The organism is Embleya sp. NPDC055664, assembly GCF_053618075.1.
In genome coordinates this window covers 78,758-103,862 of sequence record NZ_JBSHGZ010000008.1, presented here as the reverse complement: position 1 = coordinate 103,862, position 25,105 = coordinate 78,758, and the positions used below count along the sequence as shown (strand labels likewise).

The 25,105-nt window shown below is 73.6% G+C and carries 19 protein-coding genes; 8 read left to right on the top strand and 11 right to left on the bottom strand.

Annotated features, from left to right (window positions below; all coding sequences use genetic code 11):
- Window positions 1-47 precede the first annotated feature (47 nt).
- The 5 genes from ACWGR4_RS16570 to ACWGR4_RS16550 are packed head-to-tail and all read right to left on the bottom strand — an operon-like array spanning window position 48 to window position 12,729.
- Window positions 48-1,868, bottom strand: coding sequence for a hypothetical protein (locus tag ACWGR4_RS16570; RefSeq protein WP_452132408.1), 1,821 nt, complete (start codon window positions 1,866-1,868; stop codon window positions 48-50).
- Window positions 1,865-5,836: a DUF5682 family protein gene (locus ACWGR4_RS16565; RefSeq protein WP_452132407.1), complete on the bottom strand. Its 3,972-nt coding sequence runs from the start codon at window positions 5,834-5,836 to the stop codon at window positions 1,865-1,867. Before ACWGR4_RS16565 ends, ACWGR4_RS16570 begins: the two co-directional genes overlap by 4 nt.
- A gap of 4 nt (window positions 5,837-5,840) precedes the next feature.
- Window positions 5,841-7,001, bottom strand: coding sequence for an ATP-binding protein (locus tag ACWGR4_RS16560; RefSeq protein WP_380005446.1), 1,161 nt, complete (start codon window positions 6,999-7,001; stop codon window positions 5,841-5,843).
- Complete coding sequence (locus tag ACWGR4_RS16555; RefSeq protein ID WP_452132406.1) at window positions 7,001-11,878, bottom strand: hypothetical protein; 4,878 nt, start codon at window positions 11,876-11,878, stop codon at window positions 7,001-7,003. Before ACWGR4_RS16555 ends, ACWGR4_RS16560 begins: the two co-directional genes overlap by 1 nt.
- Window positions 11,875-12,729, bottom strand: a complete 855-nt coding sequence (locus ACWGR4_RS16550; RefSeq protein WP_380005450.1) for a DUF4132 domain-containing protein — start codon at window positions 12,727-12,729, stop codon at window positions 11,875-11,877. The genes ACWGR4_RS16555 and ACWGR4_RS16550 overlap by 4 nt, the downstream gene beginning before the upstream one ends.
- A gap of 225 nt (window positions 12,730-12,954) precedes the next feature.
- Between ACWGR4_RS16550 and ACWGR4_RS16545 the strand changes: the two genes are divergently transcribed.
- The 3 genes from ACWGR4_RS16545 (at window position 12,955) to ACWGR4_RS16535 (ending at window position 14,168) form a co-directional block, all read left to right on the top strand.
- Window positions 12,955-13,266 (top strand): hypothetical protein, encoded by a 312-nt coding sequence (locus tag ACWGR4_RS16545; RefSeq protein ID WP_380005452.1) that lies wholly within the window; start codon window positions 12,955-12,957, stop codon window positions 13,264-13,266.
- A gap of 119 nt (window positions 13,267-13,385) precedes the next feature.
- Window positions 13,386-13,628: a chaplin gene (locus ACWGR4_RS16540; RefSeq protein ID WP_380005454.1), complete on the top strand. Its 243-nt coding sequence runs from the start codon at window positions 13,386-13,388 to the stop codon at window positions 13,626-13,628.
- Window positions 13,629-13,805: 177 nt separating this feature from the next.
- The gene (locus tag ACWGR4_RS16535; RefSeq protein ID WP_380005456.1) at window positions 13,806-14,168 is read left to right on the top strand and encodes a VOC family protein; all 363 of its coding nucleotides are present in this window, start codon (window positions 13,806-13,808) and stop codon (window positions 14,166-14,168) included.
- Window positions 14,169-14,187: 19 nt separating this feature from the next.
- Here ACWGR4_RS16535 and ACWGR4_RS16530 read toward each other — a convergent pair whose 3' ends face one another.
- The 5 genes from ACWGR4_RS16530 to ACWGR4_RS16510 form a co-directional block, all read right to left on the bottom strand.
- A complete protein-coding gene (locus ACWGR4_RS16530) occupies window positions 14,188-14,568 on the bottom strand; it encodes a RidA family protein (RefSeq protein WP_380005458.1) in 381 nt (126 codons plus the stop codon).
- Between the two features lie 60 nt (window positions 14,569-14,628).
- The gene (locus ACWGR4_RS16525; RefSeq protein WP_452133991.1) at window positions 14,629-15,603 is read right to left on the bottom strand and encodes a sugar kinase; all 975 of its coding nucleotides are present in this window, start codon (window positions 15,601-15,603) and stop codon (window positions 14,629-14,631) included.
- A 178-nt stretch (window positions 15,604-15,781) separates the two neighbouring features.
- Window positions 15,782-16,978: an alanine racemase gene (locus ACWGR4_RS16520; protein ID WP_452133990.1), complete on the bottom strand. Its 1,197-nt coding sequence runs from the start codon at window positions 16,976-16,978 to the stop codon at window positions 15,782-15,784.
- Window positions 16,975-17,946 (bottom strand): IclR family transcriptional regulator domain-containing protein, encoded by a 972-nt coding sequence (locus tag ACWGR4_RS16515; RefSeq protein WP_452133989.1) that lies wholly within the window; start codon window positions 17,944-17,946, stop codon window positions 16,975-16,977. The genes ACWGR4_RS16520 and ACWGR4_RS16515 overlap by 4 nt, the downstream gene beginning before the upstream one ends.
- A 10-nt stretch (window positions 17,947-17,956) precedes the next feature.
- Window positions 17,957-18,085, bottom strand: a complete 129-nt coding sequence (locus tag ACWGR4_RS16510) for a hypothetical protein (protein WP_452133988.1) — start codon at window positions 18,083-18,085, stop codon at window positions 17,957-17,959.
- A 416-nt stretch (window positions 18,086-18,501) separates the two neighbouring features.
- Here ACWGR4_RS16510 and ACWGR4_RS16505 point away from each other — a divergent pair, with 416 nt between their 5' ends.
- The 5 genes from ACWGR4_RS16505 (at window position 18,502) to ACWGR4_RS16485 (ending at window position 23,948) form a co-directional block, all read left to right on the top strand.
- The gene (locus ACWGR4_RS16505; protein WP_380005466.1) at window positions 18,502-19,794 is read left to right on the top strand and encodes an extracellular solute-binding protein; all 1,293 of its coding nucleotides are present in this window, start codon (window positions 18,502-18,504) and stop codon (window positions 19,792-19,794) included.
- 4 nt (window positions 19,795-19,798) lie between these two features.
- A complete protein-coding gene (locus ACWGR4_RS16500; RefSeq protein ID WP_380005468.1) occupies window positions 19,799-20,764 on the top strand; it encodes a carbohydrate ABC transporter permease in 966 nt (321 codons plus the stop codon).
- A 62-nt stretch (window positions 20,765-20,826) separates the two neighbouring features.
- Window positions 20,827-21,657, top strand: coding sequence for a carbohydrate ABC transporter permease (locus ACWGR4_RS16495; protein ID WP_380005590.1), 831 nt, complete (start codon window positions 20,827-20,829; stop codon window positions 21,655-21,657).
- Between the two features lie 75 nt (window positions 21,658-21,732).
- Window positions 21,733-23,370, top strand: coding sequence for a beta-N-acetylhexosaminidase (locus ACWGR4_RS16490; protein WP_452134208.1), 1,638 nt, complete (start codon window positions 21,733-21,735; stop codon window positions 23,368-23,370).
- Between the two features lie 134 nt (window positions 23,371-23,504).
- Window positions 23,505-23,948 (top strand): nuclear transport factor 2 family protein, encoded by a 444-nt coding sequence (locus ACWGR4_RS16485; protein ID WP_452133339.1) that lies wholly within the window; start codon window positions 23,505-23,507, stop codon window positions 23,946-23,948.
- 57 nt (window positions 23,949-24,005) lie between these two features.
- Here the strand turns inward: ACWGR4_RS16485 and ACWGR4_RS16480 are convergent, their stop codons facing one another.
- Window positions 24,006-25,028, bottom strand: coding sequence for an NUDIX hydrolase (locus tag ACWGR4_RS16480; protein WP_452133340.1), 1,023 nt, complete (start codon window positions 25,026-25,028; stop codon window positions 24,006-24,008).
- Between the last annotated feature and the right edge of the window lie 77 nt (window positions 25,029-25,105).

The window sequence follows — 25,105 nt, the reverse complement described above, 5'->3', positions numbered from 1 at the left end:
CGCTGCCCGACACCGATCGGAAATCGATTGGCGCAACGCCCCCTGCCTCAGCCCTCGGTGGACCAAACAGCCCTGGTCAGAGCCCCTTCGACGGTTTGCGCGTACACGGCAGCGGCCAGCCACGCAGTGGACAAAAGGTCGTTGTCGCCCGCGCGAAGACGCCCGAAAACATCCCGTTCGCGGCCCGCCGCGACGTGCGTCAGACGCTCCACGAGCACGGCCCCCGTGGCCAGCCCCACCCGGCGCAGTCGGGCGGTGTCGCCGGCGGTGGAGCCGGCCAGGACCAGGACGGGACGGCCGCCGCTGATCGCGCGTTCCACGTGACGGTGCATCAGGTAGAGCGGGGCGGGCGGGGGTTCCTCGGCCGCGCCGAGTATGGACGGGGTCGGGTCGGCGGCGGGCAGGTCGGCGCGGTGCAGACGCTCCAGGCCCAGGTCGATCCGGCCCAGGCGGTCCTCGGCGAGGCGCAGGGTCGGGCCCTCGCCGGGCGCGACGCCGACCGCGAGCGCCCGGATCGCCCGGTCGGCGCCGGGTTCGAGGCGGCCGATCACGCGCAGGCGCAGTCCGGGACGGTCGGCGAGCAGGCGCAGGTTGTCCCGGTAGGCGAAGACGGGGTCGGCGTGCGCGACGAGCAGGTGTACGGACTGCCCGGCGCATTCGGCGAGCAGGCGGTCCCGGGCGCCGGGGGTGGTGCCGAGCACGGTGACGTCGAGGAAGAGCAGGTCGGCGCCTGCGGGGCGGTCGTCGGGGGGCAGGTCGCGGTGGCCCACGATCCGGTCGATCTGGGCGGACAGCGGCGTCTCCCACAGGGCGCGCAGCGGTTCGTCGGTCCAGGCCGCGCCGCTCGCGCGCGCGGCGCGGACGGCCTGGCCGGCGCCGAGCCGACCGTTGGCGGAGACGGTGGCACCGGAGACGACGAGGCCGGCGCGGGTGAGCGCGACCGGGTCGATCGAGGTGTCGCCGAGCCGGATCGCGCGGGTGGCGGCGCCGATCGCCCGGTCGGCGCCGCCGGGGGCGACGTCGCCGATGGTGCGCAGGGTGCCGGTGGGGTCGACCGTGGTGGTGACCGCGCCGGCGAACCCCCGGGCGGTCAGGACGGGTTCGGTGAACAGGCCGTACAGGCGCAGCGAGCCGGCCGGGGCGTAGGCGCGGCGGGAGGTGCCGCGCAGGAGGTCGAGGGACTGCGGGTAGGTCGCCGCCGGGGTGCGCAACGCGTGGGCCACGTCGAGCAGTTCGCGCATGGCGGCGACGAGGTCGGCGAGCCGGTACGCGGGGTCGCGGTCGCGGGCGGCGCGCAGGCCGGTGGCCACCGTGACGGCCGCGGCGGCGGCGCGGTGCAGGCCGGCAAGGCGGGCGGTGTGCGCGGCGCGCAGCAGGCCGGCCTGGAGTACGGCGCCGGCGCCGTCGACTCCGGCGTCGACGATCGCGGCGCCGGCGGTCCAGAGGGCGTCGGCGGCGGTGCGTTCGGCGGGGGTGGGCTCGGTGGGGGTGGCGGACTCGGCGGTTGCTTCCGCCGGTTGCGTGGGCTCGGTTGTGGTGGGCGCGTCGGGTGTGGCGGTTTCGTCGGGGGCTTGGGGCTCGGCCACCGGGGCCGCGGCGGCTGCTGCGGCGCGGTGTACGCAGGCGGGGGCCAGCAGGCAGCTGCAGCGCAGGTCGGCGGTGGTGGTGACGGCTCCGGTCGGGATGTACAGGGTCAGTTCGGCGTCCTCGCCGACGGTGATCCGCACCGTGTCGCCGTCGTGTTCGATCGGGCAGGCGGCGAGTTTGCCGATCGCGGCGTCGAGGCGTTTGCGCAGGCGCGGGGTGAGTGCCTCGACGATGTCGGCGGTGACGTCGGGGGCGACCGGTGGGAGGCCCTGCGTGCTCATCGGACCTTCTCTCCGACCCAGCGGGCCAGTTCGGTGGGGCTCAGCGCGGCGACCGGCATGCCGGCGGCGACCAGTCGGCCGGCGACGGCGGTCGAGTAGCGCGGTCGTCCGGCGTCGTCCAGGCTCGCGCAGCCGAGGATGTGGCAGCCCGAGGAGGCGAGCGCGCGGACCTCGGCGAGCAGGCCGCCGATCGGATAACCCTCCTCGAAGTCGCTGACCACGGCGATCAGGGTGCGCGAGGGCACGGTGACGAGGTCGCGGGCGGCGCGCAGGCCGGCGGCGATGTGGGTGCCGCCGCCGACCTTGACCTCCAGGAGCAGGCCGAGGGGGTCCTGGACGTGTCCGGTGAGGTCGATGACCTCGGTGGAGAAGGTCAGGAAGTGGGTGCTCAGGGACGGGACGCCGGCCATGATCGAGGCGGTGAGCGCGGACCAGATGGTCGACGCCTCCATCGAGCCGGACACGTCGACCACCAGGATCAGCCGCCAGTCGTTGCTGCGGCTCGCACGGGTGCGGAAGATCGGCTTCTCCGGCACCACGAGCACCGAGCCGTCGGCGGCGCGGCGGGCGGTGGTGAGGTTGGCCCGCAGGGTGCGCGGCAGGTCGAGCGCGCCGCCGGGGCGACGGGTGGGCCTGGGGGTGGTGATGCCGGTGAGCGCGGGGCGCAGCCGGGTGGCGAGTTCGCGGGCGAGTTCGGCGACGATGCGGGCGATCAGCGGGCGGAGGAGGGCGAGTTTGCTCTCCGGGAGGCCGCCGGCGTGGGTCAGGACGGTCTTGAGCAGGTCGACGGAGGGGCGGGCGGCGGCGGGGTCGAGGTGGGTGAGCACATCGGTGCGGCCCGCTGACGCGGCGGCGGCCAGGACCTCCTCGCGGACGGCCGGGCCGAAGAGGGCGATCAGGTCCTCGGACCATTCGCGGACGCCGGGGTAGGGGGCTTCGCGGCCGGCGCCCGGGGCGTCGCCGAGGTCGCTGCGGGAGCCTTCGCCGTGGCCGGTGCCGTATAGCTCGTCGAGCGCGCGGGCCATGCCGGATGCCTTTGGGGGGAGGCGGTCGGATTGGCGGCCGAGGATGAGTTTCCAGCGTTGGGCGGGGGGGAGGTCGTGGGTTTGTTCCCACCCGCCCACCCGTTCCGCGAGACCCGCAGGCTGCGGATTTACGGCATCGGCCGAGCCGGATTGGCCTCGCGGCCGCCCGTCGGGAGCGGAAAGCACGGCGACGGGCACGGGGTTCGCGGGCTGCGGAGCCACGGTGTTGGCCTGGGCGGATTGGTCCTGCGGGGCTCCGGTGGTGGGAGACGGGGCTAGGCCGGGGTTCGGAGGCTGCGGAAGGGTGGCGGCGGGGGTCGGGGGTTGCAGGTTTGGTGTGTCGGGCTGGGTTTGTGGGCTGCCGGTGGTGGGGGTGGGATGCGAGGGCTGGGGATTTGTGGCGTCGGCGAGGGGCGATGGGGCTCGTGCGCCGCTGGAAGCGGCTGGGGTGGGGTTCGTGGGCTGCGGGTTCGTCGTGCTCGTGGTTGGGACGGGGGGTGGGAGGAGGGCTCGTTGGAGTAGGGCTGATTTGGCTGTCAGGTCGGTGCTGGTCCATAGGGCCAGGGTGATGGGGTCCGCGTCGGTGTCGACTCGGTCGCCCAGGTGGTCGGCCAGGGTGGCCAGGACTCGGTCTCGGGCGGCGGGGGTCAAGGTGTCGAAGCCGCCTCTCAGGGCTGGGAGGCGGTCCAGGAAGGGGCGGTCGGGGAGGGTGTCGACGCGGTCCAGGAGGGGGGTGAGGATCGGGCCGCCCGCCTGGAGGAGGGGGCCGGCCGCGGTGAGCAGGCCGGTGAGGCGGCGGGTCAGTTCGGCTCGGGTCGCCGGGGTGGTCGCGGTGTCGATCCAGGAGCCGATCCGGTCGCCGAGGGTGGTCGGGTCCTCGTGCCCGAGCAGGACTCGGACGGCGCCCGCGGCGGCGGACATCAGCGGCGAGCCGTCGGCGGCCAGGCGGGCCAGCCCGGCGGTCAGCCGGACTCCGCCGAACACGTCGGCGCGTCCGGCGAGGTCGGCCAGCGCGCGGGCGTCGGCCGGGTCGTCGGATCCGGTCAGGCCGTCGAGGTGGCGGACGGCGGCGGTGAGGAGGATGCGGGTGATCTCCTCGCCCGATCCCAACCCCGATCCCAACGCCGATCCCGATCCCGATCCCGATCCCGATCCCGACTCCGGTCCCGAGGCCGTGGGGGCCTTTGGGTCGCCGGGCTCCGTGTACTCGTCGGCCGTGCCGTGGGGTGCCTCGTCGACCGTGGCCTTCGCCGAGGCGGTGTCGGGTACGGGGAGGCCCAGGTGGCCCTGGTGGATGCGGTCGGTGAGGGTCAGGGCCGCGAGGAGGTCGGGGAGGCCGGCGATCGTGGGGAGGGACTCGGCGGTTTCGGCCAGGCGGGTCGCGGTGAGGTCCGGCAGGCCGCAGGCCGCGGCGCGTTCGAGGCCGGTGAGGATCTGGGCGGCCGTGGGGCCGCCTTCGGCGAGTTCCTGGTGGTGTTGGGCGCGGAGGGTGCCCTCGGCGGCCTGTTCCGGGGTGACGCCACGCGTGCCGGCCGCGTCGAGCAGGGCCGCCACCGACGGCGTCCAGCGCACCCGCCAGCGGGTGGTGACCGCGTCCGCGCCGCCGGTGCCGACCACCGCGGTCGGCTCGGCGTAGGGGATGCGACAGGTCGTCAGCTGTTGCAGGAGCAGTTCCCGGCGCCGGTCGCGGTCGCTGCGCAGCGGGTCCAGGCGCAGGTCGCGCTCCGCCGGGTCGGTCGGTCCGGGCAGGCCCAGTTCGGTGATCCGGCGCTCCACCTCGGGCCCCAGGCCGCTGCGCGGCGCGGCCGGTGACGGGCGTCCGGCCCGCGTGCCGACCAGCACCCGTTCCAGGGCGCGGGCGACCGAGCGGCCCCGGCCCAGCGGCTCGCCGTGGGTGAGCACGGTCTGCGTCGCTTCGAGCAGTTCGCCGCGCCCCGCCGCCGGCAGGCCGCGCAGGTTCGCGAGGTCGCCGGCGATCCGGACGATCTCGCGCGCGTCGACCGGACCACTGGGGTGTCCCTGGCCGCGCAGATCGGTGCAGATCCGTACCGCCGCGCCGATCAGCGCCTCGCGCAGCGCGGCGGGGTCGCCGGCCGATTCCAGGACGGACTGCTGCCACTCGGGGTCGCGGATGCCGGCGGGGTAGCCGGAACGGGAGTCCAGGAGCGGGTAGGTGTACGGGATCAACGACATCGTCACGTCGGCGATGTCGCCGGCGGGCGGTTCCGCGTCGCCGTCGAGCAGGGCCGGTGCGTGGAACGCGCCGAGCACCACGGTGACCCGCGTCGCCCCGGCTTCCTCGGCCGCGCGCAGCGTGGACCGCATCCACGCCTCGCGACGCAGGTCGACCGGGTCGATGCCGCCCGTGTCGCGGCGCAGCGCCCAGCCGACGGTGAGCGCGGCGCGGCGGATCGCCTCGGCGGACGAGCCGGGCGCGGTGGCCTCGACCAGCCGGTCCCACAGGTCGTCCCCGGCCCGGCCGGTGAGCCGGTCGCGCAGCGCCGCGTGCAGCCCGCCGCCCCGCGCGTCGGTGTCGCCCGCGTCCGCCCCCGGGCCGGCCGCCCGGTCCCACCCGGGGTGGCCCAGCGGGAGGTCGCACGGGATCGCCGGCACGCCGTTGCGCGCGGCCCAGCGCAGCGCGGCCAGTTCCGGCGAGAAGTCGGCGAAGGGGTAGAAGCCGAGCCCGTGCGGTCCGGTCCCGGCCAGCGCGATCGGCGCCCGGGTGTCCTCGTGCGCGAGCCATTCCAACCAGGGCGCGGCCTCGTGCGGCAGTTCGACGAGCAGCACGTCGGGCCGGGCCTCGTCGAGCAGCGCGGGCACCGCGGCAGCGAGCGAGGGCGCGTGGTGGCGCACGCCGATCAGGTGGGGCCGCCGGGACGCGGCAAGGCGCGCGGCGGCCGGACGGGCCTCGTCGTTGGGCCCGTCCGTACGTATGGTCGACACCTCGTCAGCCCTCCAGGACTCCGCGCAGGTCCCACAGGGTGCGCCAGGTGGCCGAGCCGTGTTCGGCCCGTCGGCGCACCGCCGCGTCCCAGTAGGAGAGCAGCCGGGCCGCGTCGGCCGGGTCGTCCTTCTTCGCGACGCCGAGCAGGTGCCCCGGCAGCAGGCTCAGCACGTCCCGGTCGCCCGGGAAGTAGGCCGCGGCCAGCGCGAGCGAGGAGGCGACGGAGACCGCCTCGGCGGTGCTCAGCACGGTGGACGGGCGTTCGATCTCCCAGCCCTCGGCGGAGCGGCCGGTGCGCAGGTCGCGGAACGCGGTGACCAGCACCTCCAGGACCGTGTCGTCGACGGCGTACGCCGTCCCGGTGCGTTCCACCGCGGCCTTGGCCTGGCGGCGCACCAGCGCCGTCTCCGCGTCGTGGTCGCCGATCGGGCCGACCGTCTCGAAGTTGAACCGGCGCTTGAGCGCCGCGGACATCTCCGAGACGCCCCGGTCGCGCAGGTTCGCGGTGGCGATCAGGGTGAAGCCGGGCGCGGCGTGTACCTGCGCGTCGGGGCCGCCCGCGAGTTCGGGGACCGCGATCCGCCGTTCCGAGAGCAGCGACACCAGCGCGTCCTGTACCTCGGGCAGGCAGCGGGTGACCTCCTCGATCCGGGCCACCGCGCCCGTGGTCATCGCGGTGAGCACCGGCGAGGGCACCAGGGCGCCGCGGCTGGGGCCCTGGGCAAGCAGCAGCGCATAGTTCCAGCCGTACTTGAGCTGGTCCTCGGTGGTGCCCGCGGTGCCCTGCACGGTGAGCCCGCTGGTGCCGCAGACGGCGGCGGCGAGCAGTTCGGACAACATCGACTTCGCGGTGCCGGGCTCGCCCACCAGGAGCAGGCCGCGTTCGCCGGCGAGGGTGACCACGCAGCGCTCGACGAGGGCACGTTCCCCGACGAACTTGGCGCCGATGGTCAGGGCGCGGGGCAGGCCCTCGACCGGTTCGGGCAGCTTGAGTTCGTCGCCGCTGCCCATCACGAAGGTGACCACGGCGCGCGGGGTCAGCCGCCAGGCCGGCGGGCGCGGGCCCCGGTCGTAGGCGGCCAGGAACGCCAGTTCCCGGGCGTACAGGTCCTCGGGCGGGTGTATCTGGCGTGCCCCGGCGGCGGGTTCGGTTGCGGTTGCCATCAGCGGCGGCCCTTCCGGGTGGTGCGGGTGACGAGTTCCTCGAAGCCTGGCGCATCGCCGTCCTGCACGCGCCGCCAGGCCCGGTGGAACAGCTCGGGCACGGGCAGGTCGGGCACGATCATGCCCTGCCCGGGCTTCGGATAGAGCCCCTCCTTCCAGACCTCCAGGGGCAATGCGGGGCTCTTCAGCGCGTTCCAGCCGCCGGGCAGGAACAGGGAGCGGCCGGCTCGGGCCCGCTTGGCCTCCAGAACCAGGTCGGTGCCGGCGAGTTCGGTCCGGGCCTTCTTCAGCCGGGCGGGCTTCCAGCCGGTCCAGCGGGCGACCTGACGATCCGTCGGGTCCGGCAGGGCGAGCAACTGGAGGTACAGCACGGCGGCGTCCTCGCCGATGCCGTGCGTCTTGGCGACCTCGGCGACCAGCTCGGGCACCGAGTGGCTCGGGTCCTGCGGGACACCGGGCGGGCCGTCGGCGCGCAGGAGCGTCTCGAAGGCGGGGTCGAGGATGCGGCGGAAGGCGGCGAAGGCGACGGACTTCGCCTCGCCGCGCAGCGCGATCAGCCGATCGAACCACGGGTCGTCGGCGCCGGTGAAGCCGGCGGTGCGCACCAGGGTGAACTCGTTGTCGGTGTACCAGGGGCGCAGCCAGAAGCGGTCCTCGATCCGGAGCACGCCGTCGGGGTCGGTGCCGCCGGTGGCGGGTAGTCCGGCCGCCTCGCGCAACAGGGTGGAGGTGGCGCCGCGTTCGGCGTACTCGACGTCCAGGTCGACCACCAGGCCCGGGTCGGCCACCCGCTTGCGCAGCAGGTCGAGCACGCGCGGCAGCTGCGGGCGCAGCGGATCGCCGTAGGGCAGCCGGTAGGCCAGCCAGGCGAGCGCGGTCACGGTCTGGCCAAGGGTGTGGCCCGCGGGCACGGCCGCGGGGTCGGAGGCGACGAGGTTGCCGTCCTTGTCGACGCTGTGGGTGGAGGTGCCGGTGATCCACCGCTGGGATTCGGGGGTGAGGACGTACTCGAACGCGGCGGCGGCGATGCCCCGGACGTCCGCGGCGACCTCCTCGGGCAGCCGCAACACCCGCCCGAAGGCGGCCTCCCAGGCGCGGCTGCCGGCCGCGATGTCCCAGCCGCTCGTCCACAGGGCGGCGACGTCCTCGGGCCGCTCGGGCACCAGCGCGCCCTGGACGCCGGTGCGCGCCGCGCGGTCGAGCCGGTCCAACTGCTCGCGGGCGGTGGTCGCCTCGGCCGCCTTGAGGCCGAGCACCGCCCGGCGGTCCTTGTCCATGTCGCCCGCGACCAGCCCGGCGAGCAGCACGCTCGCCTCGGCGCGGCCCAATCCGGTGCCCTCGGTCAGGGCGGACACCGCTTCCGGTCGCCACGGGACCGGGCCGTGGGCACGAATGCCCTCGACGACGGCGGCGACCCGCTCGGGGGACATCGGCTCGCGGTAGCGGTGTTCCTCATGCGTGGTGAAGCCGTCGACCGCCTCGAACCGGCCCGACGGGTCGTGGTCGAGCGCGAGCCAGTGCTGCGTGTCGTTGCCGTAGGTGTACTGGCTGTCCAGGATGATCACGGTGCGGTCGGCGCGGCGCAGGACCTGTCCGATGCGCTTGCGTTCCTTCTTCTTGCCGGAGGGCTCGCACAACACGACCCGGCGCAGCGTCCCGGCGGGGGTGCCCAGCGGGCCGGCGGCGAGCGCCTCCAGGAGCAGCAGCAGCGAGGCGCGCTGTGTGTCGGGTGTGAGCGGCGACAGGGCCCGGGCGACCATCGCGGCGCGGTGGTCGAGCAGGTCGTGCCAGGCGGCCACGTGGGGTTCCCGCAGCTTCTCGGGTTCGGTGGTCCATTCGGCCGGGCCGTCGGTACGCGCCAGCGCGGCGGCCACCGCGGTGATGTGTTCGAACGTGGTCCAGGTGCCCTGGCCCTGGTTGCCGTAGTAGCGGCAGCCGACGCCCGCGATGCCGGCCACCGCCGCGCACAGTTCGTTGTCCCGGCCGTACGCGGGGCCGGTGGGCACGGCGCGGGGCTGCCGCTCCTTGCGGTTCACCTTGCCGAAGTCGCGCAGTCGTTCGGCGAGTCGGGCGGTCTCCCCGGCCAGCGAGGCGACGCCGCGGACCAGACCGGCGTGGGTGATCGCGGGCAGCAGGCGGCGCACCGGTTCGGTCCGGATCGTGGCCGGCTTGGCGGGCTTGTTCGCCGACCCCTTCTTGGCGGCCTCGTACGCGGCCCGGGCGCGCTCGCGGTCCGCGCGCACCTCCTCGACCAGTACGCCGGCCTGCTCGTGGGTGATCGCGCGCAGCGCCAGCGAGCCGGCCTCGTCGCGCGGTCGCAGCGCGTGCCAGAACGCGGGCGCCGGCACCACCCGGGTGCCGGCGGCCAGTCCGGAGCCGGACCCGCAGTGGCCGAGCAGCACGCCCTCGTGCCACAGCGTCACGGCGCCGTTGTGCGGGGCGACCGCGGTGGGGGCCGCGCCGCCGGGCAGGCGCAGCGCGCCGATCGGAATCTCCAGCGGCCGCTGGTCCCAGTGCCGCCGACCGCGCACGGGCGCGGTCACGGTGCGGCCGTCGACCGAGCCGGTGGTGAGGGTGTCACCGTCGATCCTGACCCAGCGGCCCAAGAGCGTGCCATCGGTGCCGAACGGGGTCTGCTCCAGGCCGGGCAGCAGCGGCAACAACTCGCACGCGTCGGGCACCAGCGAGCCGCCGTCGGCGACCGCCGCGGCGAACGGGGCGGGCAGCGAGGCGCGGCCGTGGGTGCCGGTGATCGGGTCGAACTCGGTCCACTTGCGGTCCGACCGCTCGTAGTCGAGCGACCAGTGGGTGGTGCCGTCGGTGAGCACGCCCCGGCGCGCGGGCAGCTTGGTGTCACCCGCGTACAGCGGCCGGCCGCCGGTGGTCACCCCGCCGCCGGGCAGCGCGAGGGAGAGCATGGTGCCGTCGGAGCCGTTGTTCGGCGGTCCGCCGAGCAGGAACGTCTCGGTCGGGCGCGCGGACCAGTAGCCCTCCCATTCGTAGTCGGTGTTGTACCAGGCGACCAGGAGTTGTCCGTCGACGTAGCGGTACTGGGTGCGCTGCCAGCTGGTGCGGTCCTTGGGCACGCGCGGTTCGTGGTCGAGCAGGATGCCCTCGGGGCCGACCACGAGCGCGCGCTTGTCGGTGGAGAGCACGAGCGCGGGCCAGGACTCGTCGATCCGGATGTCGCCCTTGCGGCCGAGCAGTTCGACGGCCTCGTCGAGCGCGGGCCAGCCGAGTTCGTCGTAGACGCCGGCACGCAGCGTGGTCGCGAGCAGCGCGACCGCGTCGAACGCGCGGACGCGGGCGACCAGGTCGGGGGTCACGTCCTCGACCACACCGCGGAAGCCGTCGAGCAGCGTGAGTTCGCGCTCGGCGTCGGGCAGGCCGGCGGCGGAGGCGAGTCGTTCGCCCATCTCGGTGAGTCGGCGGGCGAGCACGGGGCGCAGCACGGGGTGGGCGGCGGTGGCCGGCTGGTGCTTGGCGTTCAGGCCGCCGACGGCGATCAGGAGCAGGGCCCGGAATCGTTCGTCGGCGGCGACGGCGGCCAGCTCGCGCCGGCCCTCGGCCTCGTCGTCCCACCACTCGCCCAGGCCGAACGTGCACTTCGGGTCCGGGTCGGTCACGGGTATGCGCTCGGCCAGGGCCAGGTCCAGCAGGTCCAGGTCGACGCCGGAGCGGTAGCGGTTGCCGCCGAACAGGGTGACCGGTACCGCCTCGGCGCGCAGCGTGTCGGCCATCCGGGCGACCAGCGCGGCGGTGCGCGCGCTGCGTCCGGTGTAGCCCCAGCCGCGCTGACGGTGCGCGGCCCAGCGGGTGACCCACTGGGCCCGGACGCCGGGTTCGAGGTCGCCGCCGACGAGCAGGTCCAGGACGCCGGCGTCGTCGAGCAGGTCGAGCCAGAAGTCGTCGACCTCGGCGTCGGACGTCGAACCGCCGGGGGTGGGCAGGATGTCGAGGAGGCGGGCCCGCGACTCGGGTTCGGCGCCGGCCAGTGCCGCGATCGGGGCGCGGTTGACCTTCCAGAAGGACAGCGGCGCGCGGGCGATCGCGGGGGTGGCGAGCAGTTCGCGCAGCAGCGCGCGCTCCTCGGCGGTGTGGTCGCCGCCGGCCGCGCGGATCAGCGCGCGGGCGTCCTCGGCCAGGCCGGCGTACGGCGGCATGCCCGCGGTGCAGCGCTCGACCGCCAGTTGGCGGAACTGTACCCATGCCTCGGCGGGTCCGAGGCGGGCGGCGAGCGACTTGGCGTGCTCCTTGAGCGCCTTGGCGGTCAGCGCACCGGCGAAGGCGAACTCCAGGAAGACCGCGCGCAGCCGCTCCTCCTCGATCGCCAGGTTGTGCACCCGCTCGGCCTCGCGGGCCTTGCCGAAGAACGCGGACGCGTAGGTCTTGTTGTCGTGCTTGAGGAAGATCCGCGCGGCCTGCTCGTGGAAGGTGGGCAGGAAGTGCGGTACGGCCCGGCCGAGGCGGACCGCGAGCTGGTCGAAGCCGTCCTTGGCCGCGCCGGGCTTGGTCTTGGCCTGGCGGTCCAGGCGTTCGATGTCACGGACCAGGGCCAGTGCGTGGTGTCCGTTCGCCGGGTCGTTGACCAGTGCCCAGGCGGGGAAGCCGAGCGCCTCGCGGCGGACCTGGCCGACCTCGGGGGCGTCCGCCTCGCGGGTCAGCCCCAGGAAGCCGAGCGCCAGGTCCTCGGCCTCGCCCAGGGTGCCCGGGACCAGCCGGACGATCGGGCGGTCGCCGAACGCGGGGTGCAGGTAGGTGCGCACGGTGAGCGTGTCGATGTCGTCGCCGGCGAGGGTGCCGACGGGCAGGACGGCGCCGGCGTCCAGCAGGACGCGCGACGGGTCGGGGGTGGTGCCCGTGCCGGTGGTGTTCATGCCGCGTCCTCCGTGGTTTCGATCGTGCGGCCCGCGTACAGCGCGGCGCCCATCCGCATGCCCTCCGACCAGGCCACCGGCGGCACCCGGTCGAGGGTCAGCGTGGCGCCGTCCTCGGTCCAGGCGACCGAGCCGGTCTCGGTCGAGTCGTAGCCGTCGTAGTCGCCCAGCCACATCCGCGCCTCGATCTCGCGGCCGCCGTCGAGCACGGTGCACACGGCTTGGCCGCCGCGCACCTGGTAGCCCAGCTGGGTGGCCCGGCCGATCAGAAAGCGCAGCTGGTCGTAGCGTCCGCCGGCGAACTCATCCACGCCGGTGCGGGCGGCGTCCACGTCGGCGGGGCGGTGCCACACCTCGCGGTAGAGCTGCTGGACGCGCTGCTCGACGCCGAGTTCGACGGCGAATTCGCGCAGGTCGTCGAGGTCGTCGAGGAGCACGGGGTGCGGGATGCGGATGGTTTGCGCGTCGAGGTAGACGGTGTCGCCGTCGGGGTCGACGATGCCGACGCCGCGCTCGGGGTCCGCGCCGCGCAGGAATCCGGCCACCGCGCCGTCCTCGTCGGTGGTGACCACCAGGTCGCGCAGCACCCGCTGCCAGGCGGGATCCGGCCACACCCGGGCCAACACCGCGACCGGGACCGGAAGCGAGCCGATCATCCAGCGCTCCACCGCGTCCAGGCAGGCCCGATCGTGCCGATCCAGCCACTCGACGAGCTGGCGCAGGCCCACCACGGCCGGATCGTCGGCGAGTTTCCCGGGCACCGACTTCAGTTGCCGCCCCTTGGCGTTGCGGCACACCACCTTGCCGTCTTCCAAGGCGACCTCATAGTCGCCCGCCCGGATCCATCCCACGATCGTTCCCCTCCACGCATGTGTGCGAATGTCGGTGACAACCCGTCAACTGCCCAGCGGCACAAGGCGCTCGGCGCCCGTGATCAGGTTGGCGGGAACGTTAGCCGTCGATTCCGACAGCGCCGTCACCCGTCAGGATGAAACACCGCGCGAATCGACATTCGATGGCCGAAAAGTACGCCTCACAAGGAAATTCGCGGGGGCGGGTCGGCTAACTTGCGGGGAATGACCGTGCCCGTCGTGCCCCGTGGACTGCGCAGCCTGATTCCCGGCCCCGGCCCGGAGGGGATTCCGGACGACGCGGGGCGACCCGCGACCGGCCCCGCCGAGGCCGCCGGACCCCCGGCCGGGTCGCCGCCGATCGCGGCCAGGACCCGCTCGCTGCTGGACGGACTCGCGCCGGTGCCGGTACCGCGCGCGGTCGCCGAGGCGTCGGCGGACGTGTTGTGCGCGCTTGCCGCGAGCGCCCCGGCGGAGCTGGCACAGGTGGCCCACGAACTGGCCGGTCGACTGCGGGTCGCCGCCCGAACGGCCTAATCCCGCGGGGCCTGCACCGCTCGTTCGGACGTGTGCCGTATCCCCCGGCGCCCTGGCGCGTTGTTCAGGACCCACCCGCCGAGGGTGGGACCTGTACGCACCGAAAGGACCGACTCAACATGTCGCGTATCGCCAAGGCCGCTGTCCTGACCGCCACCGTGGGCGCTGCTCTCGCCGGCGCCGCCGGCCCCGCCATGGCCGGCGCCGAGGCCGACGGCGCGGCGGTCGGCTCGCCCGGCGTGCTGTCGGGCAACAACATCCAGATCCCGGTGCACATCCCGGTCAACCTGTGCGGCAACACCATCAACATCATCGCGGCGCTCAACCCGACGTTCGGCAACGTCTGCATCAACGGCGGCTGAGCCGACGCCTCGGCCCCGCCCGGCGCGCGTTTCGACGTGCCGGGCGGGGCCGTTCCGTGTGTGCCCGCGATCGGGGGGACCGTGGGCCGCGGCGCCCGCCGAGGGACCCGGACGGTGGGTGTGCTCGCGCTGGGGCGTGGTTCCGCTCCGCGGCGCCGGGAGGGTAGGAATGCGCGCATGACATCCTTCGCCCTGCACCACGTACAGCTCGCGATCCCCGCCGGCAGCGAGGACGCGTGTCGTGCCTTCTATCTCGGCGTGCTCGGCATGACCGAGGTGGCCAAGCCGCCGGTGCTCGCGGCACGCGGCGGACTGTGGGTGCGCGCCGGCACGCTGGAGATACACCTCGGCGTCGAGGCCGACTTCCGGCCCGCGCGCAAGGCCCATCCCGGCATCCTGGTCGACGACCTGGACGATGTGATGGCCCGGCTCGCGGCGCACGGCACCGAGGTCACGCCCGACGGCGAGTTCCCCGGCCACCGCCGGTGCTACGCGCACGACGCGGTGGGCAACCGGCTCGAATTCCTCCAGCCGCTGTGACCGCCCGCGCCGCCTCGGGTCACGGGCGGCGGGCCACCACGTCGATCTCGACCAGGATGTTCATCAGGTCCGAGCCGACGGTGGTACGCACCGGGTACGGCGCGGTGAAGTACTCGCGGTAGACCTCGTCGTAGCCGGCGAAGTCGCGCTTGAGGTGCTCCAAGTGCGTGGTCACCTTCACCACGTGGCTGAAGTCGAGCCCGGCCTCGGCCAGTACGGCCTTGAGGTTGTCCAGCACCTGGCGGGTCTGGGTCGCCACGTCGTCGCCGACGGTCGCGCCGGTGGCCGGGTCGACCGGGCCCATGCCCGCGGTGTAGACGAAGTCGCCGGTGTCGATGCCCTGCGAGTAGGTGCCGCCGGGCTTCGGTGCGGCGTCGGTGCGGATTTCCTTGTGGGCCATGGTGGTTCGCCTTCCCGATCGCGTGTGCGGATGCGTGGGAATGCTACGTGTGGCCCGGATTCAGCGGGTGACCGCGTCGTCCTGGGCGAGCAGCCGCAACTCGTCCCGGCGGGGCAGGCCCTCCCAGTCGCCGGGCACGGTCACCGCGAACGCCCCGGCCGCGGCGGCGGTGGCCAGGCGGGTCGCGACCGGGCCGCCCCCGACCAGTTCGGCCAGGTAGCCGGCGGCGAACGCGTCGCCCGCGCCGACCGGGTCGACCGCGTGCACCCGGTGCGGCGGCACCTCGTGCGGCCGGCCGTCGACGATCGCGACCGCGCCCAGCGCGCCGCGCTTGAGCAACACCTGGGCCGGCCCGAGCGCGGTCAACTCGCGGGCCAGGTCCACGAACGGGGTGTGGTCCGGCGCCTTGAGCACCAGGCGGGCCTCGTCCTCGGTGGCGAACAGGATGTCGGCGTGGCCGGCCAGGGCGCGCAGTTCGCCGGCGGCGTCCTCGGCCGACCACAACGCCCGCCGGTAGTTCAGGTCGAGCGAGACCGGGACGCCGGCCGCGTTCGCCTCGGCAACGGCCGCGCGCACCGCGGCGCGCGCGGTCGGGGACAGCGCGGGGGTGATGCCGGTGACGTGCAGGATCCGGGCGGAGCGCACCAGGGCGGGGTCCACGTCGTCCGGGCACAGCCGCGAACCGGCGCTGCCCGCGCGGTAGTAGCGCACGTCGGTGGCCGCGCTGGTGCGTCGGGCCTTGACCATCAGCCCGGTGGGCGCCTCCGGGTCGACCACCGCGGCGCGTGTGTCCAGTCCCTCGCCGCCGAGCACGGCCAGCACCAGCCGGCCGAACTCGTCGTCGCCGACCCGGCCGATCCACGCGGCCCGCCCACCGAGCCGGGTGATCCCGATCGCCAGGTTGCTCTCGGCGCCGCCGGTGGCGACGTCGAGCGTGCGGGCGTGCCGCAGCGGGCCGATGTGCGGCGCGCGGAGCAGCACCATGGTCTCGCCGAGCGTGACCACGTCCGGGGTTTCCCGGGGTTCGACGGTCATGATGTCCTCTCGCGGGGGTCGCGTCGTCGACGGCATCGGATGCGGGATCGGTTCGGGTGGGTCCGGTGGTTCGGGTGGTTTCGGTGCTTCGGGTGGTTCAGGCGGTTCAGGCGGTTCAGGCGGGGTGTACCGGTGCGCCGGGCCCGGATTGGGGCCGGGCCCGGCGCGGCTCCCCCGGTCAGAAGTGCGTGTTCAGCACGTCCACGATGCGGTGGTCGTCGTCCACCACCGGCACCACGCGCCACTTGTCGAAGGCCGTACAGGGGTGCGAGATGCCCAGGCAGACCAGCTCGCCGGGGGCCACCTCGGTGTCGCCGAGTTCGAGGTAGGCGTGCTGGTCGTCGAGCCTGGTCACCCGCGCGGCGCCCGGCTCGCGCAGCGTCCCGTCCAGCGCACGGATGCGCAGCGGCACCGGCAGGTCCTGGTCGAAGGGCACGTCGCGGCGACCCGCGCCGAGCAAAGCCAGGCCCGGCTCGGGCGCCGAGAGCACCTGCGCCCAGACCTCCAGGGCGCTCGCGAGCGAGCCCTCCTCGGGGTGCCGGACGAACGGGGTGCGCACCGCGTAGAAGCCGTCGTCGTGCGAGACGTAGGCGCCGCTGCGCAGGATGATCGTCCGGTCGGGCAGCGGCTTGCCGTCCGGTGCGAGCGTGTCCACGACCGCGTCGAACCAGGCGCTGCCGCCCGCCGAGACGATCGGCGACCCGGGCACCAGGTCGGCGATCTCGTCGGCCAGGGACGCGAGTTCGCCCATCCACGCGGACACCGCCGCGGCGTCGGGCAGGCCGCCCTCGTAGCCCGCCACACCCGCCACGGTCAGCCCCGGCACCGCCGCCGCGACCCGGGCCAGCTCGGCCGCCTCGGCGACACCGCGGCACCCGGTCCGCGCGCCGGCGCGGCCCAGTTCGACCAGCACCGACAACTTCCCCCCGGGCACCGCCGCGAGCGCCGCCGCCGCGACCTCGACGCCCGCCCGGGAGTCGACGTAGAACAGCAGGTCCGGCCGGGTGGCGGCCCAGCGCAGCACCTTCTCGTCCAGGATCTCGTTGGCGATCAGGATCCGTGGTACCCCGAACCGGTGCGCGGCGAGCGCCTGGTTCGCGGTGGCGACGGTGATCCCCCAGGCGCCCGCGTCCAGTTGCTCGGCGAACAGCTCGGGCGACATGGTGGTCTTGCCGTGCGGGGCGAACAACACGCCGTGCCGCTCGGTGTACGCGGCCATCGTGGCCACGTTCGCGAGCAGCGCGGATTTGCGCGCGACCATCACCGGCCACGTGAGCGGCCCGTCGAAGAGGCTGTGGCCGGCGGCGCCGAACTCGTCGTCGGTGAGTTCCTCGTAGGGCAGCCAGGTGCCCTTGGTGTACGAGTCGAGGGTCATCGGGTCGCTCCCAGGGTGCGCGATACACGGAGTGCCGCCGCCGCGACCGCGGGTCCCAGTTCGCGGACCCGCGCCGCGGTGACGCGCGACGTGAGACCGGAGACCGACAGGGCTCCGACCACGACGTCGTTGTGATCGAAGATAGGCGCCGCCACGCAGCGCACCTCGGGCTCGTTCTCGCGATCGTCCACCGAGTAGCCGCGGTTGCGGATCCGGGCCAGTTCGGTGCGCAGCAGGCCGGGGTCGGTCAGGGTGCGGGTGGTGACCGTGGGCAGGCCCGCGTCGACCACTTGGGCGAACACGTCCTCGGGCAGCCAGGCGAGCATCGCCTTGCCGACCGCCGTGCAGTACATCGGCGCGCGGCTGCCGATGCGCGAGGCCATCCGTACCGCGGTCTCGTTCTCGACCTTGTCGATGTAGACGATGTGCGGTGCGTCCGGCACGCACAGGTGCACCGTGCCGCCGGCCTCGCGCATCAGGCGGTGCGCCTCCTCGGCGGCGGCGGTGCGCAGGTCGATGCCGGCCAGGTACGCCTGGCCGAGGGCGAGCGCGCCGGGGCCGAGCCGGAAGTGGCCGTGCCGGCGGTCGCGGGAGAGCAGACCGGTGTCCAGGAGCGGCTGGGCCAGGCGCAGCACGGTGCTCTTGGACAGGCCGAGCGTGTCGGCCAGCTCCGTCAGGCTCAGGCCCTCGGCGGCGGCGTGGTCGCGAACCTGCTCCAGGACGGCGAGGGCGCGGCGCAGGGACGCGGACTGGTTGCGCGGCGGGGCCGGGGGGCGGCCGGCGCGGGCGTCGTCCGGCTCGTCGGGGCGGGTCGGCGCGACCGGGTGGGCCGCTCCGACCGGGCGGGTCGACGCGCCCGCGTGCGCCGGTCCGACCGCGCGGGTCGATTCGACCGGGCGGATCGGCTGGTCGACGCGGGTCGACGCGCTGCCGTCGACCGGTTCGGGGCCGTGCTCGGGAGTGCTCACTCGCATGTCCTCAGGACGGCCTGACCGGGTGCCCGGGCGGGTTGCCCGTCAGGGCTTCGAACGAGGGTACGGGGACACCCGCCACCGGCACATCGCCGCCGCCGGGCACCCGTCCGCCGCGCGGCGGTACGTCGTACATGCGAGCCCTCCCTGCCCTTTCACGCGTTTCTCGCCGCGCGCCGTGCGGCGTCGCTTCCCGCGTCCTCTTGCCTCGTCCGTACACCTCGCGTGACCCCGTGTGTCCGCCCGCCTGCGGTTCGGAACGCACGGTGTCCGGTGGATGACCGACGGGTCGACCGAGCACGGACGTTACGTGTCCGTAAGCGTCCGATACCACTTTCGCAGCACACAGTTTTGCAGTGCACAACGTTCGGCGGGACGCCTTGTCGGAACGACGCACCGCTTTCTAACGTCCCGCTCACGCCGCACCGGATTGTTTCCCCCTTGCGGCCCCGTTCGTGTCGATTGACGCGACGTCCAGACGTACAGGCCGACCCTCGGGTCGCGGCACCCCCCGCGATCGCTTCGGCCTGCCTCGCCGCAGGAGGAATTGTCGTGAAGATCCGGAGTTTGGCCGCCGTCGCAGTGGCCGGCATCGCGCTGGCGGCGTGCGCGCCCGGCACGGCGTCCAAGACGAAGTCCGCCGACGAACAGACCGGCACGCTCAAGGTGTGGCTGTACGACGAGGCCAACCGGGCGCCCAAGGAGAAGGTCGTGGGCGCGGCCGTCGCCGACTTCAAGGCGGCGCACCCCAAGGTGAACGTCGAGGTGGGCTACATCCCCACCGACGCGGGCCCGCGCGCGGAGAAGATGAAGGGCGCGTTCAACGACCCGAACAGCGCGCCGGACGTGGTCGAGTTCGGCAACACCGACCTGTTCGGCTACGTCCAGGCCGGCGGCCTCGCGGACATCTCCGGCGACCTGGCCAACTGGTCGGAGGCGGGCGACCTGCCCAAGGACCTCAAGGACACCACGCTGGTCGACGGCAAGATCTACGGCCTGCCGTGGTGGCTGGGCCTGCGCTCGCTGTACTACCGCACCGACGTGTTCACCGAGCTGGGCCTGAAGCCCCCCACCTCGTACGCCGAGCTGGTCGAGGCGGCGAAGAAGGTGCGCCAGGCCAAGCCGGACATGCTCGGCATCGCGGTCGGCGGCAAGTACACCTTCGGCGGCCTGCCCTTCCTGTGGGCCAACGGCGGCGAGATCGCCACCCAGCAGGGCGGCAAGTACGCGGCCGCGATCGACTCGCCGCAGTCGCAGGCGGGCGTCAAGGCCTACACCGACCTGTTCACCAAGGACATCTGTCCGCCCCAGCAGTGCGCCGACCTGACCGGCGGCAAGACGGTCGAGGCGTTCGCGGCCGGCACCGCCGGCATGGCGATCCTGCCCAACTCCTCGCGCAGCGCGGTCGAGGCGGGCACCGCCAAGGGCAAGTACGCGGTCGTGCCGCTGCCGGGCACCGCCCCGGGCTCGATCGCGCCGGCCTTCTCCGGCGGCAACGACCTCGGCGTGATGAAGTCCTCGCAGCACCGCTCGCTCGCGGTCGACTTCATGAAAATCCTGGGCGGCAAGAAGTACCAGCTCCAGATGTTCGACGCGATGGGCAACCTGCCCACGCTCGCCTCGGCGCGCGGCGACGTGGTGGCCAAGGACCCGTGGCTCAAGCCGTTCATCGACACCCTGAACGCGGGCACCAAGTTCGTGCCCAAGGACGCCGCGTGGGCCAAGATCGACTCGCAGTCCGTGGTGCCGACCATGTTCCAGAAGGTGATCACCGGCAAGTCGGACGTCTCCGGCGCCACCGGCGAGGCCAAGACCGTCATCGACAACGCGTTCGCCGGGAAGTAAGCCGGTGACCACGACCACCACGCCCGCGCGGGCGGACCGGCCGACCCCGGCCTCGGTCCGCCCGCGCGGCGGCGCGGGCAAGACGAAGACCGGACGGCGCCGCTCCTGGACGCCGTTCTGGCTGCTGCTGCCGTCGGCGGTCATTCTGATCCCGCTGTTCGGCTACCCGCTCTATCAGCTCGGCCTGCTCTCCTTCCTGAAGTTCGGTCAGCCGCAGGCGTCGGCGGGCGAGGTCGCGGAGTTCGTCGGGTTCGACAACTACTCGACCCTGCTGGGCGACGACCAGTTCTGGGACGTGCTGTTCCAGACCGTGGTGTTCGCCGCGGCGTGCGTGGTGGCGACCCTGGCGGTGGGCGCGGCGCTGGCGGTGCTGCTCACCCGGGTCGGCAAGTGGCCCCGGCTGTTGCTGCTGTTCGCCGCGCTCGGCGCCTGGGCGGCGCCGGCGATGACCGGCTCGACGGTGTGGATGTTCCTGTTCGACACCAACCTGGGCCTGGTCAACGAGGTCCTGGGGATGCAGGGCCACAACTGGTTCTACGACAAGTGGTCCGCATTCGCGCTGGTCGGCGTCGTGGTGGTGTGGCACTCGTTCCCGTTCGTGATGATCTCGCTGTACGCGGGCATCGAGTCGATCCCGGTCTCGGTGCTGGAGGCGGCCCGCCTGGACGGCGCGTCCACATGGACCGTCTTTCGACACGTGATGCTGCCGATGTTGCGGCCGATCCTGACCATCGTGGTGATCCAGTCGATCATCTGGGACTTCAAGGTCTTCACCCAGATCTACGTGATGACCGGCGGTGGCGGCATCGCCGGCCAGAACCTGGTGCTCAACGTGTACGCGTACCAGAAGGCCTTCGCGTCCTCGGACTACAGCCTGGGCGCGGCGATCGGCGTGCTGATGACGCTGATCCTGCTCGCGGTCACCATCTTCTACATCCGCGCGCTGCGTCGCTCCGGGGAGGAGCTGTGAACCGTACCTCCGCCGGCGCCGTCCGGCCGGCCGGCCCCCGTCGCTCGAAGGGCAATCGCACGGTGTCCCGAAGGATCGCCAACACCACGGCGATCGTGGTCGCGCTGCTCACCGTCTTCCCGCTGTACTGGATGGTGCTCTCCGCGTTCAAGCCGGACGGCGAGATCAACTCGGTCGACCCGCGCCCGTGGACGTGGCATCCGACGTTGTCCAACTTCCGGGACGCGTTCGGGGTCAGCGGCTTCGGCGGCTACTTCCTGAACAGCCTGATCGTGGCGAGCGTGGTGGTGGTGCTGTCCGGGCTCGTGGCGTTCCTGGCGGCGGTGGCGCTGACCCGGTTCAACTTCAAGTTCCGCACCACGATCCTGGTGATGTTCCTGGTCGCCCAGATGGTGCCGGTCGAGGCGCTGACCATCCCGCTGTTCTTCCTGGTCCGCGACATCGGTTCGGTGGCACCGCAGTTCGGGCTGAGCACGCTCGGCTCGCTGATGCTGGTGAACCTGGCCTTCTCGTTGCCGTTCGCCATCTGGATGTTGCGCGGCTTCGTCAAGGCGATCCCGGAGTCGCTGGAGGAGGCGGCGCGGATCGACGGGGCGAACCGGTTCACCATCCTGTGGCGGATCCTGTTCCCGCTGGTGGCGCCCGGGCTCGCGGCGACGTCGGTGTTCTCGTTCATCACCGCGTGGAACGACTTCGTGTTCGCGAAGACGTTCATCCTGGACACCGATCACCAGACGTTGCCGGCGGCGCTGATGGTGTTCTTCAAGCCGGACGAGAACGACTGGGGCGGGATCATGGCGGCCTCGACGCTGATGACCATTCCGGTGCTGATCTTCTTCGTGCTGGTGCAGCGGCACCTGGTGTCGGGGTTGGGCGGGGCGGTGAAGGACTGAGGGTTCGGGGTGTGCCGGCGTTCGGCTCGTCGTTGGTATCCGTGGTGACCTCCTCGTTGGTGAAGGGCTGATTCCGTGTCTTCGTCTTCCTCGTCCGTGGCGCCGGTGGCATCCGGGCCGTCCGTGGTTCCCCGACCGGCGCGCATGACACCCGGTGTGGGCGGGTTCGTACTGACGCCCACGACCGGGCTGAGCCATCCGCCGGAACTGGCGGGCGAGGCGGCGTGGTTGCGCGGCGTGCTCGGCCCGGCGACCGGGTGCCTGCTGCCGCCGGGGCCGGGGATCGAGTTGCGGCTCGATCCGGAGGCGCTGCCGGCGGAGGGATACCGACTGGAGGTCACCGCCGCCGGGGTGGACCTGTGCGGCGGTGCGCCGGCGGGGGTGTTCGCGGGCCTGCAGACGCTGCGGCAGTTGTTGCCGGTGGACGTGTTCCGGCGCGGACGGGTGCGAGACGGCGCGTGGTCGATGCCGGCGTGCCTGATCGAGGACGCGCCGGCGTTCGGGTGGCGCGGGGTGATGCTGGACGTGGCCCGGCACTTCGTGCCCAAGCAGGACGTGCTGCGCTTCGTCGACCTGCTGGCCGTGCATCGACTGAACGTGTTGCACCTGCATCTGACCGACGACCAGGGCTGGCGGATCGAGGTGCCGGGGTGGCCCCGGTTGACCTCGGTGGGCGCGTGGCGCACCGCCAGCATGCGCGGGGCCCGGCAACACGAGCGCTTCGACGAGAAGCCGCACGGCGGCTTCTACACGGGCGACGATCTGCGCGAGATCGTGGCGTACGCGGCCGATCGGCACATCACCGTGGTGCCCGAGATCGATCTGCCGGCGCATGTCCAGGCGGCGGTGGCGGCGTATCCGTCGCTGGGCGCGGTGCCGGTGGACGGCGTGCGCACCCGCTGGGGCGGGCTGTCCGACGGGGTGCTGGCGCCGACCGAGGAGGCGCTGGGCTTCTGTCGCGATGTGTTGGCCGAGGTGTGCGCGATCTTCCCCTCGCGGTATGTGTGCGTCGGCGGCGACGAGGTGCCGACCGGGCCGTGGGAGCGGATGGGGCACCCCGACCCCGGCTCGCTGGGCGGCTGGTTCGTGGCCGAGTTGGCGAAGATGTTGGCCGCGCACGGGCGGGTGGTGTTCGGCTGGGACGAGGTGCTGGCGGGCGGCGACGCGGTGCCGTCGGACGCGTTGATCGGGGGGTGGCGCGCCGAGCACGGGACGATCGTGGCGGCGCGGGCCGGGTTCGACGTGGTGGCGTGCCCCGACATGTCGGTGTACTTCGACTACCGCCAGGGCGAGGCGGCGGACGAGCCGATTCCGGTGGGGCCGTTGTTGACGTTGGCGGACGTGTACGCGTTCCGGCCGGTGCCTTCGGTGCTGACCGCCGAGGAGGGCGCGCGGATCCTGGGCGGGCAGGCGCAGATCTGGACCGAGCACATGGATTCGGTGCGGCGGATCGACTACATGGCCTTCCCGAGGATGTGCGCGTTCGCCGAGGCCGTGTGGTCGGGGCCGGGCGACTTCGCGGAATTCACCGAGCGGTTGACGTCGGCGCACCTGGCGCGGCTGGACGCGTTGGGCGTGGAGTACCGCCCGCTCGACGGGCCGCACCCGTGGCAGACCCGGCCGGACGCGCCGGGGTTCCCGAAGTCGCGGGCGGAGCGGGAGGCGGAGTTGTTGGAGCTGACGGAGAACATCAGGGGTGGGACGGTGGGGTGAGGCGGAGTGGGGTGCGGCCGGGCTTCGTAGGGGACACTGACATCTGACGCCGCGTCAGTTATGGTCGCCCGGATGGGGTCCGGGCGGCCTCGGCCCCCTCTCCCCTCCCCCACGAGAGGTTGGTCGGTGCCGTCATGCCATCCGGATACCACGCGATCCCGAACCTGATCGGGCTGTACGCCGAGCGCATCGACGCGGGCGATTTCGCGGGCGTGGGCGAGTTGTTCGCGCACGCCGTGATCACCTCGGAGGGCCAGGACCTGGAGGTGCGGGGCGCGGCCGGGGCGCGGGAGATGTACGAGGCGTGGACGCGCCGGTATCCGGACAACGGCACGCCGCACACGCGGCACGTGACCACGAACCTGATCGTGGACGTCGACGACGACGCGGGGACGGGCACGTGCCGCAGCTACGTCACGGTGTTCCAGGCGCTGCCCGACTTCCCCCTTCAGCCCATCTTCACCGGCCGCTACCACGACACCTTCGCCCGCCTCGACGGGGCGTGGCGCTTCACCCGCCGCCACATGATCACGGACTACGTGGGCGACCTGAGCCGACACCTGAACCGCCCGCTGTAGGTCGGGCGGTCGGGCGGTCAGGCGGTCGGGCGGTCGGGCGGTCGGGCGGTCGGGCGGTCAGGCGAAGGTGACGCCCTCCGGGGGGACGTCGACGCGACTGTCGTCGTCCAGGATCGGCACGCCCAGGCGCTCGTGCGCGATGCGCTGGGCGGCGAGGGCCTGCGACAGTCGGGTGTCGTAGCCGCCGCCGAGCAGAGCGGCGGCGCGGCGCGGGGTGACCAGGACCCGGCTCCACGACCAGCCTGTGGCCGGGTCGGGGGCGAGCGGGCCGAGTGCGGCGAGCCGAGCGGCGCTGCGGGAGCGCACGTCGCCGCCGTCCGGGTCGGACAGGTAGCCCACATGGGTGATCTTGCCCAGCACCGCGTTGGCCTCCTCGGCCACCTCGCGGGCCAGGGTCGCGAGCGCGTCCACGTCCTCCGGCTCGGCGCCGCCGCCGGGCAGCGCATACCCCCCGTCGGGGTCGCCCACAAGGAGCACCCGACCGTCCGGATCGAACAGCCACCCCGCCGCCCGGCCCACGGACGTACCGGCCGGGACCGGCTCGTCCTCGTGCCAGACCCGCTCCTTCGGTGGCCGATACTCGCGCCCGTCGACCACGTACAGACAGGACCCCGACGCCTCCGCCTCCAACGCGACCGAGACCCGCCGCCGGGTGCGTCCCGGAAAACGCGGCAGCGCCTCGTCGGGCGTGAGCACGTACACCGCGTGCAACTCGGCGTCGGCCGGGGCGAGTACGGCGACCTGCTCGTCGGTGAGCGTCGGCCCGGCGAAGACGAAGTCGAGCACGACCCGCCCGAACGTCGCGGCGGACGTGGTGCACACCGCGAGCAACCGCCCGACCGTGAGGTCGAGGCCCAATTCCTCGCGCACCTCGCGCCCGGCCGCCTCGTGCGGGGACTCCCCGGCCTCGGCCATTCCGCCGGGCAGGTCGAGGCCGGGCTTGTACCCGGGGTCGACCACCACGAGTCGACCGCGCCGATCGCGCAGCACCATCGAGGCGCCCACGACCACGCCCGGCAGGCCGGCGCAGTAGTCGATCAGCTCTCGGGATACCGGCTCGTCGATGCCATCCACGCTCATCCGCTCCCCCGTCACATCCGTCGTCGTCCCGGGCGCCGTGCTCGCCGCCCATCCTCGCGGACGGGGCGCCCGTACCG

What these genes read in the sequence shown, in the direction of transcription:
- ACWGR4_RS16570 (WP_452132408.1), bottom strand. Translation starts at nt 1,868, where the DNA reads ATGAGCACGCAGGGCCTCCCACCGGTCGCCCCCGACGTCACCGCCGAC.
- ACWGR4_RS16560 (WP_380005446.1), bottom strand. Translation starts at nt 7,001, where the DNA reads ATGGCAACCGCAACCGAACCCGCCGCCGGGGCACGCCAGATACACCCG.
- ACWGR4_RS16555 (WP_452132406.1), bottom strand. Translation starts at nt 11,878, where the DNA reads ATGAACACCACCGGCACGGGCACCACCCCCGACCCGTCGCGCGTCCTG.
- ACWGR4_RS16545 (WP_380005452.1), top strand. Translation starts at nt 12,955, where the DNA reads ATGACCGTGCCCGTCGTGCCCCGTGGACTGCGCAGCCTGATTCCCGGC.
- ACWGR4_RS16540 (WP_380005454.1), top strand. Translation starts at nt 13,386, where the DNA reads ATGTCGCGTATCGCCAAGGCCGCTGTCCTGACCGCCACCGTGGGCGCT.
- ACWGR4_RS16535 (WP_380005456.1), top strand. Translation starts at nt 13,806, where the DNA reads ATGACATCCTTCGCCCTGCACCACGTACAGCTCGCGATCCCCGCCGGC.
- ACWGR4_RS16530 (WP_380005458.1), bottom strand. Translation starts at nt 14,568, where the DNA reads ATGGCCCACAAGGAAATCCGCACCGACGCCGCACCGAAGCCCGGCGGC.
- ACWGR4_RS16525 (WP_452133991.1), bottom strand. Translation starts at nt 15,603, where the DNA reads ATGACCGTCGAACCCCGGGAAACCCCGGACGTGGTCACGCTCGGCGAG.
- ACWGR4_RS16520 (WP_452133990.1), bottom strand. Translation starts at nt 16,978, where the DNA reads ATGACCCTCGACTCGTACACCAAGGGCACCTGGCTGCCCTACGAGGAA.
- ACWGR4_RS16510 (WP_452133988.1), bottom strand. Translation starts at nt 18,085, where the DNA reads ATGTACGACGTACCGCCGCGCGGCGGACGGGTGCCCGGCGGCGGCGAT.
- ACWGR4_RS16485 (WP_452133339.1), top strand. Translation starts at nt 23,505, where the DNA reads ATGCCATCCGGATACCACGCGATCCCGAACCTGATCGGGCTGTACGCC.
- ACWGR4_RS16480 (WP_452133340.1), bottom strand. Translation starts at nt 25,028, where the DNA reads ATGAGCGTGGATGGCATCGACGAGCCGGTATCCCGAGAGCTGATCGAC.